This window comes from Pseudomonas sp. FP215 (assembly GCF_030687795.1).
In the GTDB taxonomy this organism is placed as follows: Bacteria; Pseudomonadota; Gammaproteobacteria; order Pseudomonadales; family Pseudomonadaceae; genus Aquipseudomonas; species Aquipseudomonas salmasensis.
In genome coordinates this window covers 3244300-3261550 of record NZ_CP117447.1, presented here as the reverse complement: position 1 = coordinate 3261550, position 17251 = coordinate 3244300, and the positions used below count along the sequence as shown (strand labels likewise).

Genomic DNA, 17251 nt, shown 5'->3' with positions numbered 1-17251 from the left:
TGCCTGAACTATCGCCATCGCGGCCTCGCTAAAGCTCGAACGCTCCCACAGGGGGTTGTCATTGTCAGTCAGGCAAAACAGGGAAGTCATTCATATGCCAAGCAGCCATTCACGCCTTACCTACCGCCAACCACAGGCCGCAGACCTTCAGCGATTGTTCGCGATCTTCGGTGATCCACAGACCCACTTGTTCAATCCTGCTGGCCCGCTCCCCAACCTGGCTGCGGCGCAACGGCTATTGGATCACTGGCTGGAGCAATGGGCATCCCAGGGTTACGGCTGGTGGGCGATTGCCCGCAAAGAGAGCCCCGAACACATCATCGGATTTGGCGGCATTGCGCCACTTAACTACCTGACGCAGCGGCGCATCAACCTTGGCTATCGCCTGGCCGTCGAGGCCTGGGGGCAGGGGTATGCCACTGAACTGGGGCGGGATGCCCTGGCGCTGGCCTTCGACACCCTGTCTTTACCGGAAGTGTTCGGTTTGGTGCGGCCCGATCATGCTGCGTCGATCCGCGTATTGGAGAAGCTCGGCATGCAACGCTTTGGCCTGCTGGATGATGTCCCCGGTCAAGCCCCCAGCCTGGTACTCAGGGTTTGTCATCCTACAACTGCGCAGCTCTGACATTCTCATATTTCACATAAATCATAGATAAACGGCAATCTTTGCGATTGACACCCCGTGGGCGTCCCGATATAAAACTCAAAGTTGTACGATGACATATGACGTTACATATGTCCTACCTAACAAAAATAAAAAGTGATGCCATGAATCTGAACGAGCCCATCAGTGCCCTTCGTGTCGGCCAGGCGGTCGGCAGCTATCGCTGGACGATCTGCGCGATGTTGTTTTTCGCCACCACGGTCAATTACCTCGACCGCCAGGTGCTCAGCCTGTTGGCACCGCAACTCTCGACGCAGTTTGGCTGGAGCAACACCGATTACGCCAACATTGCGGCGGTGTTCCAGTTTGTCTACGCCATTTCCATGCTGTTTGCCGGGCGCTTCGTCGACAAGATCGGCACCAAGGCCGCTTATGTAGTAGCGATTGGTATCTGGTCCACCGGCGCGATCATGCATGCGTTTGCGGTGCCAATGGGCGAGGGCATCGCAGCCGTCAGCGGTGCCATTGGCCTGGCGGTGATCCCGGTGTCCATTGCCGGCTTCATGCTTTCACGGGCGGTGTTGGCGATTGGCGAAGCGGGTAACTTCCCGATCGCCATCAAGGCCACTGCCGAATATTTCCCCAAGAAAGAACGCTCCCTGGCCACCGGCATCTTCAACTCTGGCGCCAACGTCGGCGCGATCCTGGCGCCAATTTGTGTGCCACTGATTGCTGGCATGTGGGGCTGGGAGGCGGCGTTTATGGTCATCGGCATGCTCGGTTTTGTGTGGGTAGCCGTCTGGGCCGCCGTGTACGAAAAACCGGAACAGCAAAAACGCCTGTCGCCTGAAGAACTGGCCTACATCCGCAGCGACCAGACCGTACAGCCGTTCACCCCGGCGCCGACGGGCACCGCTGCGAAGAAAGTCTCCTGGTTCAAACTGTTGACCTACCGCCAGACCTGGGCGTTTGCCTTTGGCAAGTTCATGACTGACGGCGTGTGGTGGTTTTTCCTGTTCTGGCTGCCCACCTACCTGTCTGCCCAATACGGCATGAAAGGTGCCGATATTGTGATGCCGCTGGCGGTGCTGTACAGCATGACCATGGTCGGCAGTATTGGCGGCGGCTGGTTCCCCAGCTACTTCATGGCACGCGGCGATGCCCCCTATGACGGGCGCATGAAAGCCATGCTGGTGATCGCGCTGTTCCCGCTGGTGGTGTTGCTGGCGCAGCCGCTGGGTTACCTCAGCTTCTGGGTGCCGGTGCTGCTGATCGGCGTGGGCGCCTCGGCACACCAGGCGTGGTCATGCAACATTTTCACCACCGTGTCCGACATGTTCCCGCAGAAAACCGTGGCCTCGGTGGTCGGCATTGGCGGCATGGCCGGGGGCTTGGGCGGCGTGCTCATGACCAAGGTCGGTGGCTGGGTGTTCGACTATTACAAGTCCATCAACGACATCCATACCGGCTACATGATCATGTTCGCCATCTGCGCCCTGGCTTACCTGGTGGCCTGGAGCGTGATGAAGACACTGGTGCCGCGCCACAAGGAAATCACTGACCTGTAGCTTTAATGCAACGCCGCTTGCTCCCGATACAACTGTTTGGGCTGTAGCAGCAAACGCCAACCACGATGCGAAGCGAGCCGCTCTTGATCTTGATCTGCTTTTGATCTTAGGCGCCCCGTCAAACCACGCTGGCCGGAATTCGACAGGGATTTGGGGGGTAAACCGGCAGGGATGCCGGTTTAGCCGCCCCGCGCCATGGATGGCGCGTGGCGGCGGCCCCGCAAATCACTGGCGGATTACGGGCACACCGAGCCCCAGCGAGGTGCCGAGTGGTGGGGCAAGAGCCCTTTGGTTACTTTGGGGCTTTTCCAAAGTGACCCGCCGTCAGGGCGGAACCCCAAGTAGCCGTTACCGCAGCAATGGATATGTACACAATCCAACTGTGTCGCCTGCCAGGCCGCCTTCGCGAGCAAGCCCCCACAGTTGGATCGTGGGGGTGTCAGGTAGATATGGGGCGACTGTCAGGCCGTTATCGCAGGCAAGCCAGCTCCCACAGTTGGATCGTGGGGTGCCAGGTAGATAGGCGTCGGTAGGCAGGCCGTCACGGGAGCAAGCTCCCTCGCCACAGGCCCTGCGTCGCACCAACGTTGCGTCGATATCTATACCGGGATGTGAGATCAAGCAGAGTACATATACGGTCTATCAGTCATACTGGCCAACATGACTTTCGACTCGCCTCTCGCCGCTTATCAACATGCCATCACCCAGCCGGGTTTCGTCGCCGACGACGCCCAGCGCCGGGCGGTCCAAGCCCTGCAAGCCTGTCACGAGGCCTTGCACCAAGGGCGTTCACCGATTGCTGGCGTGTACCTGTGGGGGCCGGTGGGGCGCGGCAAGACCTGGCTGATGGACCAGTTCTACCAAAGCCTGCGCGTGCCTGCGCGGCGCCAGCATTTTCACCACTTCATGGCGTGGGTGCACCAGCGCTTATTCCAGCTCACGGGCACCCAGGACCCCTTGCAGGCGTTGGCCCGGGAGCTGAGCCAGGCCGTGCGCGTACTGTGCTTCGACGAGCTGTTTGTGAATGATATCGGGGACGCGATCATTCTCGGCCGCCTGTTCCAGGTGATGTTCGAGGAAGGCGTGGTGATGGTGTGCACGTCCAACCAGCCGCCCGACCAGTTGTATGCCGATGGCTTCAACCGTGAGCGTTTCCTGCCGGGCATCGATGCGCTCAAGCAGCATATGCAGGTGGTGGCCGTGGACGGTGGCGAGGATCATCGCTTGCATCCCGGCGTGGGCATGCAGCGCTATTGGGTGAATCAACCCGAGGCACTGGCGGCGGTGTTCCAGCAATTGAGCCAAGGCCAAACCGTGACCAGCGGGGCGGTAAACGTAGGGCACCGCACCATCATGACGGTACAGGCCAGTGACACCGTGCTTTGGTGTCGCTATGCGGACCTGTGCGAGCAGCCCCTGGCCGCCATGGATTTCATGCTGTTGTGTGATCGCTTCCGCGCCATCCTGCTGGGAGACGTCCCCAACCTTAGTGCACAGAAACGCCCGGGCCGAATTGCCCGTGGCACTGAAGACGGCGCCGAGCGCGTGGTGGCGGGGGATCGAGAGTTGCCGCAGTTGTCGGTGCACGATGACAGCGTACGTCGCTTTATCGCCTTGGTAGACGAGTGCTACGACCGCAAGGTGCCGCTCTTTATCGAAGCCCGTGTGCCGCTAAAGCACCTGTACACCGATGGTTACCTGGAATTTCCTTTCCGTCGCACCCTGAGCCGGCTGCAGGAGATGCAACTGCAACGCTTCGCCACCTAGGAAAAATCGCCGCTTGCGGGCTCATTGCGTGCTTTGATGCGCGTAACCTTCGCACTTTCTGTCAGTTATTTGTCGCTTATCTCCTTCATCTACTGCCGACTCCACGCTTACAATCGCTCTTCTCAAAGGGAAACGATTCCCTGGTTGTCGCTATCGAGGAAGGACATGGACACCCCAGACATCCTGGTGCTGCAAGCCAGCTATACCAACGCCGTGCACGCCGACGCCATTGGCCTGCTGCTCAACCATTACGCTGAAGATCCGATGGGCGGCGGCCACAGCCTGCCAGCCGATCTCTTGCAGCAACTGCCCGCCGAACTGGCCAAGCGCCCCCACGCGTTCAGCGTGCTGGCGTTTGTCGGGGGTGAGCCAGCGGGGTTGGTCAATTGCTTTGAAGGTTTCTCGACCTTCGCCTGCCGGCCCTTGGTCAACGTCCACGATGTGGTGGTGAAGGAGCAATTTCGCGGCTTGGGCTTGAGTCAGAAGATGCTGCAAAAGGTCGAGGAAATCGCCCGGCAGCGTGGTTGCTGCAAGATCACCCTCGAAGTGCTGGAAGGCAATGAATTGGCGCAGTCGGCATACCGCAAGTTCGGGTTTGACGACTCAGTGTTTGATCCCGCCCATGGGCGAATGCTGTTCTGGCATAAACCGTTGTAATAACTAACCGGCAAAAAAAGGGCGCCATTCAATGGCGCCCAATAAACCTTCGCCAACGGAGCAGAATGGCGCAGGGTGCTACGGATTAAGTAAGTATTAATTCAGCTGTTCGGTTGCGTCTGATCAACCGTCTCAGACTTAACCGATTTGCCATCGGCACTGGCAACTTGTTGTTCAGCCTTGCCGTGGGTTTTTTCCTGAATGAAGCTGAAGTTGTTGTAGAACTCCTTGGAACGCTCTGCACCGCCCTCTGCAAAGGCGGCGGCGGAGGTCAGGGTCATCAGGCTGGCCAGCATCAAGGTCGACAGTTTCATCGCGGTATTCCCATTAAAAGTGATAGGTGTCCGGTCGCTCCGTGATCAGATCATGGAGCGACTATGGCGTTATCTTATTAAGTGGGAATTAACTGAAAGTGCCGTTGAAGTTAACAGTTTTGTTAGCTTCAACGTACGCGGCTACAGCTTCCAATCCAATGCCAACGTGACGGAACGCGGCGCGCCACAATACACGCCGTTATAAAAACCGACGCGCTCGTAGTATTTCTTGTCAAAGAGGTTATTCACGTTGACCGACGCCGAAACCTGTTCGTCGAACTGGTAGCGCGACATCCGCTGCAGACTCCTTGTCGTCTTTGATACCTCCCCAGGCAGGGAGGGCTTGGTTCAAAGACGAAAGGAGTTGCGCAACTTCAGGGTTAAACGAGAAAGATTGTTATCTTTTCGTCATAAGACCCTGGCTTACTTGGCCACCACTTCGGCGCCGTCGGCCTTCTTGGGCTTGATCAGGCTGAAGTCGATCAGTGCCTTCTGCTTGGTTTCGTAAGGGTTGCCGATCAGCAAGGGGCGTGGCTTGAAGCTGTCGCTGACCAGGCTCTTGCTGTGGTCCAGTTCGTCGAAACTCAAGCCTGCCATGTCGGCCCAGGTGTGGATCAACTGGGAACTGCTGTACGGCCGTTGCAGGTCGCCGGCAAAGCTCCAGTCGTGGCTTTCGCGCCATTTTGGCGAGGCGTAGGCCATGAACGGGATGGTGTACATCGGCGCGGTCGGCTTGCCTTCGTTACGGCCCAAGGTGTCGTGGCCGGCGGAGTCGAACACGTCTTCGCCGTGATCCGACAGGTACAGCAAGAAGCCGTTGGGGTCGGTCTTGGCGTAGTCCTTGATCAGGCTGGAGACCACGAAGTCGTTGTACAGCACCGCGTTGTCATAGCTGTTGTAGGTTGGCAGTTGCGCATCGCTGACACCCGCCGGCACACCCTGGCGGTCGGTGAATTTGTCGAAGGTCTGCGGGTAGCGGTACTGGTAGCTCATGTGGGTGCCCAGCAGGTGCACCACGATGAACTTGCGTTCGGCGGTATCGGCCAGGGCCTTGGAAAACGGCGCCAGTACGTCGCCGTCGTACTGACGGGCGTTCTGGTTGCGGTTGTTGTTCAGGTACACCTGCTCGTCGGCCTGTTCGGAAAAGGTCGTGAGCATGGTGTTGCGCTTGGTCATGGTCTGCTGGTTGGTGATCCAGAACGTCTTGTAGCCGGCCTGTTTCATCACGCTGACAATCGACGGCGTCTTGAGGTACAGGTCCGGGTTTTCTTCGTCGGCGAAGGTCAGCACCTGTTGCAGCGCTTCAATGGTGTAGGGGCGCGGGGTGATGACGTTATCGAACACGGCCAGTTGGTCGCGCAGCTTGTCCAGTTCCGGCGTGGTGTTGCGCGGGTAGCCGTAGAGGCTCATGCGCTGGCGGTTGGTCGACTCGCCGATTACCAGGACCAGTGTGGACGGCTGGCCGGCCATGCTGTCCTTGAGGTTGTTCAAGGGCGGGATCTTGCTCGCACTGGTGAGCATGCCTTGCATGTTGTCCAACTGCTCGGTGTAGCGACGGTAGGCGACGATCATCTGCCAAGGCACGGCAGGCTCGATGCGGGTTTCGAAACGGTCGATGGCCAATTCCATGGTTTCGCTGGTGGCGATCTGCTTGACCAGTGGGTAACCCACCACCGCCAGGACGATGGCAATGGCTGCCACGATCGACTGGCCGCGCGGCAGGTACACCGGGCGCAAGCGCGTCCACAGGAAGATGGCGAAGGCGGTGTGGGCAATGAACGCCAGCACGATCCACCAGGCAAAATATTGGGTCGCGTATTCGCCGGCTTCAGAGATGTTCGACTCGAACATGATGAAGATGACGCTCTGGGAGAATTCCTGCTGGTAAATGAAGAAATAACCCAGGCTCGCCATGGAGCATGCCCACAGCACCACGCCGATCAAGGCGGCGAGCAGGCGCGTACGACGCGGGAACAGCAACATCGGCGCCAGCCACAGCGCGCTCATGAAGAAGGCCTGGCGGAAGCCACTGAAGCCGGAGGTGCCGGTCAGTTGGATAAGAAGTTGGGTAATACCCGAGAAATACCAGAAAAACAGGAATAACCAGCCAAGGCCGGCCCAATCAAAGCCTTTCGCAGTCGTCGTGCTGCGTTTGAACATCGCCATCCAGCGCCCCATCAGAAAAAGATTGTCGCGCACAGACGCGCAACATCGGGCCGCCCAGGAAGTGAGCGGCATCGCGGAACGGGAGTATCAAGAGGGGAATGTGAAAACTTTGTGAGTTTTCTGTAGGTATTGCCTTACAAGGCTACTGGCGCGGGCTTCAGCACAGCGCAGGCTTGGCATCCGACGGCTGATCGAGATGGGCTTGAAGGTGTGAACGCAGGCGCAGGACTTCCTGTTGCAACTGATCACGCTCGTCTTTCAACTGGCGCAGTTCATCGCGACGGATGGTGACATAGAGGGTCTGTGGCGGACGGGTCATCTGTGCTGTGCTCATTGCTTACCTCGCAAATAGCCGGTAGATCGCGGTGCCAAAACAGGTTTTTGGCAACAGTCGGAAGCAAGTTTGAATTCTTTTTCGCCCCAAGGGAACTTTTTTATTTTTGGTGGTCGTGTGACTTTTGCCGGGGTGATGGTGAAACGATGGCAACTTTTTTGTCATGAAACTACACGGATCCGCTCTGGACTAACCCTCATTAGCCTCATTGCGCTATAAACTATGTCACACATTTTTTAGAAGTTAGGAGCATCAGCACATGCAACTGGGGATTATCGGACTAGGCCGCATGGGCGGTAACATTGCGCGGCGCCTGATGCTCAATGGGCATACCACCGTTGTATACGACCGTAACGAAGCCTTCGTCAAAGCCCTGAGCGAGGAGGGCGCCACCGGCGTCGCCGACTTGAAAGCGCTGGTGGCCGGCCTGCAAAAGCCTCGCGCTGTCTGGGTCATGTTGCCGGCGGGCGCGCCCACCGAAGACACCATCAACGTGCTGAGCGAACTGCTGGAAGACGGCGATGTGATCATCGACGGCGGCAACACCAACTACAAGGACGACGTGCGTCGCGGCAAGGCCCTGGCTGAAAAGGGCCTGCACTATGTGGACGTGGGCACCTCGGGCGGCGTCTGGGGCCTGGAGCGTGGCTATTGCATGATGATCGGTGGCGACACCGAGACCGTGAATCGCCTCGACCCGATCTTCAAAAGCCTGGCGCCGGGCCTGGGTAACATCCCGCGCACCAAGGACCGTTCGGCCTCTGCCGACCCACGTGCCGAGCAGGGCTACATTCACGCCGGCCCAGCGGGTTCGGGGCACTTCGTCAAGATGATCCACAACGGCATCGAGTACGGGATGATGCAGGCGTTTGCCGAAGGTTTTGACATCCTCAAGACCAAGAACTCGGAAAACCTGCCGGAAGACCAACGCTTTGACCTCAACGTTGCCGACATCGCCGAAGTCTGGCGCCGTGGCAGCGTGGTGTCGTCCTGGCTGCTGGACCTGACCGCCGACGCCCTGGCCACCGACCCGAAACTCGACGGCTACTCAGGCTCCGTGGCCGACAGCGGTGAAGGCCGTTGGACCATCGAAGCGGCCATGGAGCAGGCCGTGCCGGTTCCAGTGTTGTCGACCTCGCTGTTCGCGCGTTTCCGTTCCCGCCAGCAGAGCACCTACGGTGACAAGATGCTGTCTGCCATGCGCTTCGGCTTTGGTGGCCATGTGGAGACTTCCAAAAAATGACCGCTAACGGCAAGAAACCCAAGGCCGAACCTGCTCCACCCACCACCTTGTTTCTGTTTGGCGCCCATGGCGACCTGGTCAAGCGCCTGCTCATGCCGGCGCTGTACAACCTGAGCCGCGATGGGTTGCTGGGCGATGGCCTGCGTATTGTCGGCGTTGATCACAACGCCATCAGCGATGCGGACTTTGCCAAGAAACTCGAGGACTTCATTCGTACCGAAGCCTCCAGCAAGGTCCGGGGCAATGCCGAAAACGCCCTCGACCCTGCGTTGTGGGCGCAATTGGCCAAGGGCATCAGCTACGTCGAGGGTGATTTCCTCGACGACAGCACCTATGCCGATATCGCCAGCAAGATCGCTGACAGCGGCACCGGCAATGCAGTGTTCTATCTCGCCACTGCACCGCGCTTCTTCAGTGAAGTGGTGCAGCGCCTGGGCAGTGCCGGCTTGTTGAATGAAACCGACGATGGCTTTCGCCGCGTGGTGATCGAGAAGCCGTTTGGCTCCGACCTGGCCACCGCCGAGGCGCTCAACGCCTGCCTGCTCAAGGTGATGAGCGAGAAGCAGATCTATCGCATCGATCATTACCTGGGCAAGGAGACGGTGCAGAACATCCTGGTCAGCCGTTTCTCCAACGTGCTGTTCGAAGCGTTCTGGAACAACCACTACATCGATCACGTGCAAATTACTGCCGCTGAAACCGTTGGCGTGGAAACCCGGGGCAACTTCTTCGAGAAGACCGGCACACTGCGGGACATGGTGCCCAACCACCTGTTCCAGTTGCTGGCGATGGTCGCCATGGAACCGCCGGCCGCCTTTGGCGCCGATGCGGTGCGGGGTGAGAAGGCCAAAGTGGTCGGTGCGATCCGCCCCTGGTCGCTGGAAGATGCGCGGGCCAACTCCGTGCGCGGCCAATACACCGCTGGCGAAATCGCCGGCAAGCCATTGCCCGGTTATCGCGAAGAAGCCAACGTCGCGCCTGATAGCAGCACCGAGACGTTTGTGGCGCTCAAAGTGATGATTGATAACTGGCGTTGGGTCGGTGTGCCGTTTTACTTGCGTACCGGCAAGCGCATGAGCATCCGCGACACCGAGATTGTGATCTGCTTCAAGCAGGCGCCTTATGCGCAATTTCGCGATACCGAGGTCGATGAGCTCAAGCCCACTTACCTGAAGATCCAGATCCAGCCGAACGAAGGCATGTGGTTCGACCTGTTGGCCAAGCAGCCTGGGCCAACCCTGGAGATGGCCAATATCGAATTGGGCTTTGACTACAAGGACTTCTTCGAAATGCAGCCGTCGACGGGTTACGAAACCCTGATCTACGACTGTATGACCGGCGACCAGACCCTGTTCCAGCGTGCCGACAACATCGAGAACGGTTGGCGTGCGGTGCAGCCGTTCCTGGATGCGTGGAAGCAAGATGACGGTATCCAGGCCTACAAGGCGGGTGAAGATGGCCCGGCGGCGGCCGATGCCTTGCTGGCCCGCGATGGCCGCGCCTGGCATAGCCTCGGATGAGTGACGCGACGATTCAACCCATCCGGTTTGTCCTCAGTGATGTGGACGGGACGCTATTGCATCCCGACCACAGCCTCAGCCAACGCACCGCCGATGCCATCCGCGCCATGCGCGAGGCCGGGGTGCTTTTCAGCCTGGCCAGCGGGCGTCCGCCCAAGGCCATGCGGCATTTGATCGAAACCTTCGGTATTGATGTGCCGGTGGCGGGCTTCAATGGCGGCACGTTGGTCAACCCGGATGGCAGCATCCTGGTTGCCCACCATTTGCCGGCGGAAGCGGCATTAATCACCCTGGCGCTGTTTTCGGCCGAGCCGGACGTGGAAGTCTGGGTGTTTGCCGATGGCGACTGGCTGCGCCGTGATCCGCCCGGGCCCATGGTGCAGCGCGAAGCCGATGGCTTGGGCTATGGGCCGGTGGTGGTAGAGAGTTTCGAGCCGTACCTGGACCGGGTCGACAAGATCGTCGCTGCCAGCAACAACACCCAGTTGTTGGTGGAGCTGGAAGCGCAATTGCAGCCGAAAGTGCAGGGGTTGGCCCAGGTGTCGCGTTCGCAACCGGTGTATCTGGACGTGACTGCGATGCTGGCCAACAAAGGCGAAGCCTTGAAAACCCTGGCCGAGCACCTGGGCGTGCCGCTTGCGCAAACGGCCGCGATTGGCGACGGTGGCAATGACCCGGCGATGTTTCATGTGGCGGGGTTGTCGATTGCCATGGGCCAGGCCGAAGAAACCGTCAAGCGCCAGGCCAATGTGGTCACCGGCAGCAATGTCGAAGACGGCGCTGCCGAAGCGTTCGAGCGTTTTATTCTCGCTGCACGTTAAGCGACGAAGTGTGGCTGCACAACTTCCAGCTCAAGTTTTACTTGGGCTGGAAGTTGCTGCATGCAATTACTTCGGCATTGCCCAGTGTTGCAACTGGTGACCCTCTTTATCGAGCTCGGCGCGGGCTTGCAACAACAGGTTTTCAAGTTGCGCCGGGTCGGTATAGGCAGTAGAGGACAACTGTTTGCTGCCGATGCGGGTGTTGGTACGGTCGATGACGCTCAGGCTGAGGGCGCCAACGCCATCGTGCCAGGCCACGCACTGAAAGGGCTGGAAAGCACGGTCTGCAATCAAAAGAGCTTCGTTGATGCGCAGCGGAGCGTTCATTTGGGTCTTCTCTCTGTATGCCCATTCAAGTGAGTACCGGCGGTTGGGCTGACCGTGCGGTGGGTTACTTGTACTGATGCACGATGGTGGGGTGCGGGTCACATGCTAGGGCAAGAAATTTTAACTTTCCCTGATTGACGTCATGTAAGCGGCTGTTTTGAAAGCGCAATAAGCCTTTCACTGGTGAGCAACTTCTGGCGCGCTACGAAACAGGCATGGCTTTTTGCCCGCACTTATAGCGAAAGGGTACAAGGTCAGCGTCAAAATCTTGCTAGGGTTACCAGCAGTCGCCACAAACTATTGTTTCTAAATAACTTTAATAATCTTGGCGCCAAGGAACAGTCATGATTGCGACGCCCCCTCAACGCCGCTTACTGGTGGTCGACCCCTGTGACGACTGCCACGGGCTTTTGCCCGGTTTACGCACCGCCGGCTGGGAAGTCGACAGCTGTGCCTTGGAGGCAGTGGGTGAGCGCTCCTGCGATGTAGGCCTGCTGCGCTTGCAGCGTGATCACTTGGAGCGTCCCGAGGCGGTGAAGGAGTTGATTGGCCGCAGCGGCACCGAGTGGATCGCTGTGCTCAGCCAGGATGTACTGCGCTTGCAGAACGTCGGCGATTTTGTCTGCGAATGGTTCTTCGATTTCCATACCTTGCCCTTCGATGTGTCCCGGGTGCAGGTGACCCTGGGCCGTGCGTTCGGCATGGCGCGCCTGCGTGGCAAGGGCTACGCGCCGGTGGATGAGCCCCATGAATTGCTGGGCGAGAGCCGCCCCATTCGTGAGCTGCGCAAGTTGTTGTCCAAGCTGGCGCCGACTGAATCCCCAGTGTTGATCCGCGGTGACAGTGGCACGGGCAAAGAGTTGGTGGCCAAGACCTTGCACCGCCAGTCCCAGCGGCACGCCAAGCCGTTTGTCGCGATCAATTGCGGCGCTATCCCTGAACACCTGATCCAGTCCGAGCTGTTCGGCCACGAAAAAGGCGCGTTTACCGGCGCTCATCAGCGCAAGATCGGGCGTATTGAAGCGGCCAACGGCGGCACCCTGTTCCTCGATGAAATCGGCGATCTGCCGATGGAGCTGCAAGCCAACTTGTTGCGCTTTCTTCAGGAAAAGCACATCGAACGCGTCGGCGGCAGCCAGCCGATCCCGGTGGATGTACGCGTGTTGGCCGCCACCCACGTCAACCTGGAGGCGGCGGTGGAGAAGGGCGCCTTTCGCGAAGACCTGTATTACCGCCTGAATGTGCTGCAAGTGGTCACCGCGCCGTTGCGCGAACGCCATGGCGACGTGGCGATGCTGGCTAACCACTTTTCACGTTTCTACAGCCAGGAAACCGGACGGCGCCCGCGCAGTTTCAGCGAAGAGGCCCTGGTGGCGATGGGGCAACACCCGTGGCCGGGCAATGTGCGTGAACTGGCCAACCGCGTGCGCCGAGGACTGGTGCTGGCCGAAGGGCGGCAGATCGAAGCGGTTGACCTGGGGCTGCAAGGCCAACAAGTCATTTCGGCACCGATGGCAACATTGGAAGACTACAAACACCGCGCCGAACGCCAGGCGTTGTGCGATGTGCTCAACCGGCACAGCGACAACCTCAGTGTCGCAGCCCGCGTGCTGGGGATTTCCCGGCCGACGTTCTACCGGTTGCTGCACAAACACCAGATCCGCTAGGGCGGGTAGACCCAATGTGGGAGCTGGCTTGCCTGCGAAAGCGGTGGTTCAGTCACAGATGCAGCGACTGATACACCGCTTTCGCGAGCAAGCCCGCTCCCACAGGGCATCTGCGCCTGGCGCTGATTCTGTGGGCAATGCATGACCAATGAGGGAGCTGGCTTGCTTGGGAAAGCGGTGGTTCAGTTAAATATTCAGTGGCTGACACACCGCTTTCGCGAGCAAGCCCGCTGCCACAGGGGATTGGTGCCTGGCGCTGATTCTGTGGGCAATGCATGACCAATGTGGGAGCTGGCTTGCCTGCGAAGGCGGTGATTCAGTTAAAGATTCAGTGACTGACACACCGCTTTCGCGAGCAAGCCCGCTCCCACAGGGGATTGGTGCCAGGCGCTGATTCTGTGGGCAATGCATGACCAATGTGGGAGCTGGCTTGCCTGCGAAGGCGGTGATTCAGTTAAAGATTCAGTGACTGACACACCGCTTTCGCGAGCAAGCCCGCTGCCACAGGGGATTGGTGCCTGGCGCTGATTCTGTGGGCAATGCACGGCCAATGTGGGAGCTGGCTTGCCTGCGAAAGCGGTAGTGCAGTCACAGATGCAGCAACTGACACACCGCCTGCAGGCAAGCCAATCAGAAGTAATACGGGAATTTCAGGCTGAACGTAAAGTCCGGCGCATCATCGGTCATGCCAATCGCCAGGTTCGGCACGATGGTCAGGTTATCCGAGGCGGCAATCGTCATGCCCACGTTGAAATAACCGGCATTGGCATCGCTGGACACCACCGATTGCCAGTCGCCGCCATCCGGCTTGAGTTTACTCTTGCGTTGCACCAGGTCGGACACCGAGAACGACATGCTCATCTTCTCGTTCAGGGCAAAGGCGACGCCGACCCCGAACTGGAAGCTGTCGCCCAGGCGCACCTTGCCTCCCACCTTCTGATTGACTTGACTGCTGATGTCATCGAAAGAGTCTTCAAAGTTGTGGGTGTACGACAATGAACCGAACAACACAGCCGGATCGAAGGTCTTGACCAGGGAGATGCCCGGTGTAACAGACCAGACCCCGTTGCCCGTCGGCAGGCTTTCGGGCACGTAGAGGTTGTCGTTGTTCGGTTGCTGGACCAGTTTGATGCCAAAAGGCTCCTTGCCCGTCGGTGCCTTGACGCGCACGGATACCACCGCATCCGGCAAGGTCGAAGTTTCGTCGAGGAACTTGTAGGCCACGCCAAAGTTGACATCGCCGATGGTCGGGTCGCGGGTCACGGAGCCTTCGGAGGTGGCGGTGGCGTCGTTGCCAGCGCCGCCCGACTGATAGGTGGACTCGCGGTATACCACCGGCACGTTCAGGTCGAACTGCCAGCGGTTGTCGACGTTGTAGCGCCCGGTGAGGTCCAGGGTCCAGCTGTCGGACTTGATCCGGTCCAGGTTGATGTTGCCGAGGAAGATCGAGTCCAGCGCCAGGAAACCATTGAGGGTCAATTGGCGCGCGTCATAACGGGCATAGGTGATGCCGGTTTCCACGCTGAACTTGCCATTGCCGAAAAAGCCGCTGGCTTCGTTGTACAGGTTGCTCACACTTTGCGCAGGGGCCGAGTCGTCCTTGAGGGCCTGGCCATAGGAACTGCCACCGCCGCCAGCGCCACCGGACGCCGCGGCTGCGCCCGTACCGCTGGCCGCGACAGCGTTAGCGCCGTTCTTGAAGTCGGCAGGTGATTTAGCCAGGCGCCTGGGGGCAGGCGTTGCCGGTTGGTCCTCGACCTGGCGCACACGTTGTTCCAGCACGGCCAAGGCTTTTTGCTGCACGTCATAACGTTGTTTGAGTTCCAGGAGTTCCTTCTTCAGGGTTTCGATGTCAGCGTCTGGCGCGGCATACAGCACGGATGCGGGCAAGAGCGTACTCAAACAAACCACCGCACGAAGCGATAACGATCGATGCATGAAATAAGCCGTCCTTTTCTAATGCGTAAGTGTCGAGGGTCAGCGTAGTTCAATAACCGAGCGTGCGTAGGCCCTTGAGTTGATCCAGGTTGCAATTCAACGCGGCGTTGTTTAGCCCGTTATTGTTCATGACTACGTTGATCTGGGTGATGTTTCTGACAAGGTTGCTGTCACCGGTCAAAACCGTGCCTTGCAGCACGTTCCCCGCGCCGATCTGTTGCAGGCTGTTGCCCTGGTTGTGATTGGCCTGGATGGCCATCTGCACTCCGCCACTGTTGGCCGAGACGCTGACACGGCCTGCGGCGCTGTCGCCGGTCACTGTGCCGCCCGCCACCAGCACCTGGCCGGACTGCAGGTTATTGGCGGGGGTAACCCCATTCTCGACGTTGATGCCCACATTGTTGTAGGCGGCGTTGCCATCGCCGGCGGTGCGTACACTTTGGGTCACGCCCTGGCCGCTGCCGAGGCCGGCACCCCCGACCACATTGCCGGTGCCCGTGTTGGGAGGGGGGCCAGTGCCGGTCGAGCCGGTGGTTTGCACATAGAACTGAGGAGTAATGGTGCTCTTGTCGATCTGCATGTTGGCCGTGCCGGTGATGTTGCTACCTTCGGCATTGGTCCAGGTGCTGCTCATGACAATGCCAAAGCTGATGATGCGCCCCGGCATCACGTAACGGCCACGCAGCTCGGCCATTTCGGCGTCCTTGAGTTCGATGGGCTTGAACCCCGAGGACGCATAAGCAGGCATTGAGGCGGCCAGACACAAGACCGTCAGCCAACGGGAAGTGTTCATCTGCTGCTCCTGGGGCGTCCTGCCCCTTATTGCGCTTCTAGAAGAAGTCGCTCTGGATAAAACCGAAATCCATCAGCTCGGCATCGCCCACGGGCCGGAACTCATTCATCTGGCTCTTGGCGGTCAGCGGCAGGGGCGGGTCGAGCAAGACGTTGGCCTTGTCGTAACCCTCGCCTAGTACGGCGAAGACAATGCCATTCCAGCCTTTGACGAAATCGTCATGGGAATAGCGCTTGTGGCCCAGTACGGGGTCGCCGATGTACACCCAGTCCTTGTCGGCCCGTTGCAACACCACGAAGTGCTTGTAGCCGCGGATTTCCAGCAGCACCACCACGGGGATTTTCACGGTCAGCAGGGTCTCGGGCGCGATCTTGTAGCCCCGGGCGCGCATGCCGATGCTTTCGAGGTAGCGCTTCATGTCCAGCATGGAAAAGCCCTGGGTTCGTACCAGGTCTTGGTCGGCAGTGACCAGCATGCCTTTGATGATGTGGGCTTCGTCGACGTCCAGCCAATAGGCTTGGCGCAGGATGGTGGCGAGTGCCGCGGCACCGCAGCTGAAATCGGTTTTCTGTTCCACCAGGTTGGCGAACCGGCGCTCGCGAATGCTCTCGACCTTCTTGAAAATCACCGCACCACCGGGCATGGCGGAAATCGCCATGGTGCCTGCCCAGCTCGTGCCGGTGAGTAACATCAAGAGGGTGAGGGTCGCGATACGCATGATCGAATGACCTGTTGGACACTGGAATAAAAAAGGGCCTTGTTGCCAAGGCCCCGTTGGATCAGAAGCGCACGCCGCTGGCGCAGACGCTGCAACCTTGGCCGATCGACAGGCTGTTGCTGCCTTGGTTGCCCGCACCCGATTGCAGGTTCACGCCTACGTTGCCGGAGTTGTGGTTAACCGAGTTGTCGAGGCTTGCGTTGTTGGACACGTACTGAGGCTTGCCATAACCATGGCTGCTGGCGGCCGTGTTCAGGTAGCTGTTGTTGAGCGAGTTCTGCTCGGTGTTGGAAGCCGCTGCGATGTTCTTGCCGTCAGCGGTGGTGATGGCCAGGTTGTTTTTACCCTGGTTGCCCTGGCCGGCCTGGCCGTTGTAACCCACGTTGCCGGAGTTGCCCTTGATGGAGCCGTCCAGAGAGGCGTTGTTTTGCGTGCCTTTGTTGACGAAGTTGTTGTGCGAGCTGCCTTGGTCCACATCGATCACGGCAAACACGGTGGCAAAGTCGCCTTTTGCACTGGAGATGGCGCCGGCATTGTCAGCCTGGTTGCCGGAACCGGATTGTGCGTTGACCCCGACATTACCGCTGTTGCTATTTACTGAATTGTCGGCTGATGCGTTGTTCTCGGTGTTGGTATCGTCGAATTTGTTGTGTTCGCTTTTTTGTACGTCAGTGACGACAGCGGCCACAGTGCCGGTGGGTTGTGGGGCTGGATGCCAACCACCCGCTTGAGCAGCAGCAGCCATGAGTGCGGCGAGAGCGAAAACCATTGGTTTCAGAGCCATTTGAGGTTTCATGGTGTTTCTCCTTGCTTC

General features: G+C 59.1%; 16 protein-coding genes and 1 pseudogene. 8 read left to right on the top strand and 9 right to left on the bottom strand.

From position 1 onward, the window contains the following. Nucleotides 1-94: 94 nt before the first annotated feature. From PSH76_RS14760 to PSH76_RS14745, 4 genes are all read left to right on the top strand, one after another. On the top strand, nt 95-625 hold the full coding sequence (locus PSH76_RS14760; protein WP_305494398.1) for a GNAT family N-acetyltransferase: 531 nt from the start codon (nt 95-97) through the stop codon (nt 623-625). A 143-nt stretch (nt 626-768) separates the two neighbouring features. Continuing rightward, the gene (locus PSH76_RS14755; protein WP_305494397.1) at nt 769-2172 is read left to right on the top strand and encodes an MFS transporter; all 1404 of its coding nucleotides are present in this window, start codon (nt 769-771) and stop codon (nt 2170-2172) included. Between the two features lie 660 nt (nt 2173-2832). Beyond that, nucleotides 2833-3939, top strand: a complete 1107-nt coding sequence (zapE, locus tag PSH76_RS14750) for a cell division protein ZapE (protein WP_305494396.1) — start codon at nt 2833-2835, stop codon at nt 3937-3939. Nucleotides 3940-4104: 165 nt separating this feature from the next. Further along, a complete protein-coding gene (locus PSH76_RS14745; RefSeq protein WP_032892096.1) occupies nt 4105-4596 on the top strand; it encodes a GNAT family N-acetyltransferase in 492 nt (163 codons plus the stop codon). A gap of 101 nt (nt 4597-4697) precedes the next feature. Here the strand turns inward: PSH76_RS14745 and PSH76_RS14740 are convergent, their stop codons facing one another. The 4 genes and pseudogenes from PSH76_RS14740 to PSH76_RS14725 all read right to left on the bottom strand — a co-directional run bounded on the left by PSH76_RS14740 (nt 4698) and on the right by PSH76_RS14725 (nt 7395). Then, nucleotides 4698-4910, bottom strand: a complete 213-nt coding sequence (locus PSH76_RS14740) for a hypothetical protein (protein WP_003190877.1) — start codon at nt 4908-4910, stop codon at nt 4698-4700. A 141-nt stretch (nt 4911-5051) separates the two neighbouring features. Beyond that, nucleotides 5052-5204, bottom strand: a pseudogene (locus PSH76_RS14735) (hypothetical protein); the annotation flags it as partial. A 129-nt stretch (nt 5205-5333) separates the two neighbouring features. Next, the gene (locus PSH76_RS14730; protein ID WP_032892095.1) at nt 5334-7076 is read right to left on the bottom strand and encodes a phosphoethanolamine transferase CptA; all 1743 of its coding nucleotides are present in this window, start codon (nt 7074-7076) and stop codon (nt 5334-5336) included. A 157-nt stretch (nt 7077-7233) separates the two neighbouring features. Beyond that, complete coding sequence (locus PSH76_RS14725) at nt 7234-7395, bottom strand: DUF6026 family protein (RefSeq protein ID WP_003190881.1); 162 nt, start codon at nt 7393-7395, stop codon at nt 7234-7236. Nucleotides 7396-7669: 274 nt separating this feature from the next. On the opposite strand from PSH76_RS14725, the gene gnd reads away from it, so the two are divergent. From gnd to PSH76_RS14710, 3 genes are read left to right on the top strand one after another with little or no spacing between them, the layout of a single operon-like run. Then, nucleotides 7670-8653 (top strand): phosphogluconate dehydrogenase (NAD(+)-dependent, decarboxylating), encoded by a 984-nt coding sequence (gene gnd / locus PSH76_RS14720; RefSeq protein WP_032892094.1) that lies wholly within the window; start codon nt 7670-7672, stop codon nt 8651-8653. Then, nucleotides 8650-10173: a glucose-6-phosphate dehydrogenase gene (zwf, locus tag PSH76_RS14715; protein WP_003190883.1), complete on the top strand. Its 1524-nt coding sequence runs from the start codon at nt 8650-8652 to the stop codon at nt 10171-10173. The genes gnd and zwf overlap by 4 nt, the downstream gene beginning before the upstream one ends. Then, complete coding sequence (locus PSH76_RS14710) at nt 10170-10994, top strand: Cof-type HAD-IIB family hydrolase (protein WP_014718745.1); 825 nt, start codon at nt 10170-10172, stop codon at nt 10992-10994. Before zwf ends, PSH76_RS14710 begins: the two co-directional genes overlap by 4 nt. 66 nt (nt 10995-11060) lie before the next feature. On the opposite strand, the gene PSH76_RS14705 is transcribed toward PSH76_RS14710, so the two are convergent. Further along, nucleotides 11061-11321: a hypothetical protein gene (locus PSH76_RS14705; protein WP_032892091.1), complete on the bottom strand. Its 261-nt coding sequence runs from the start codon at nt 11319-11321 to the stop codon at nt 11061-11063. Nucleotides 11322-11665: 344 nt separating this feature from the next. Between PSH76_RS14705 and PSH76_RS14700 the strand changes: the two genes are divergently transcribed. Next, a complete protein-coding gene (locus tag PSH76_RS14700; protein WP_003190886.1) occupies nt 11666-12988 on the top strand; it encodes a sigma-54 dependent transcriptional regulator in 1323 nt (440 codons plus the stop codon). 630 nt (nt 12989-13618) lie between these two features. Here the strand turns inward: PSH76_RS14700 and PSH76_RS14695 are convergent. From PSH76_RS14695 to PSH76_RS14680, 4 genes are all read right to left on the bottom strand, one after another. Next, on the bottom strand, nt 13619-14926 hold the full coding sequence (locus PSH76_RS14695; RefSeq protein ID WP_305494395.1) for a hypothetical protein: 1308 nt from the start codon (nt 14924-14926) through the stop codon (nt 13619-13621). Between the two features lie 49 nt (nt 14927-14975). Beyond that, complete coding sequence (locus PSH76_RS14690; RefSeq protein WP_305494394.1) at nt 14976-15719, bottom strand: hypothetical protein; 744 nt, start codon at nt 15717-15719, stop codon at nt 14976-14978. Nucleotides 15720-15756: 37 nt separating this feature from the next. Then, nucleotides 15757-16437: a C39 family peptidase gene (locus tag PSH76_RS14685; protein ID WP_032892087.1), complete on the bottom strand. Its 681-nt coding sequence runs from the start codon at nt 16435-16437 to the stop codon at nt 15757-15759. Nucleotides 16438-16498: 61 nt separating this feature from the next. After that, on the bottom strand, nt 16499-17233 hold the full coding sequence (locus PSH76_RS14680; RefSeq protein WP_153476042.1) for a hypothetical protein: 735 nt from the start codon (nt 17231-17233) through the stop codon (nt 16499-16501). Nucleotides 17234-17251 lie beyond the last annotated feature (18 nt).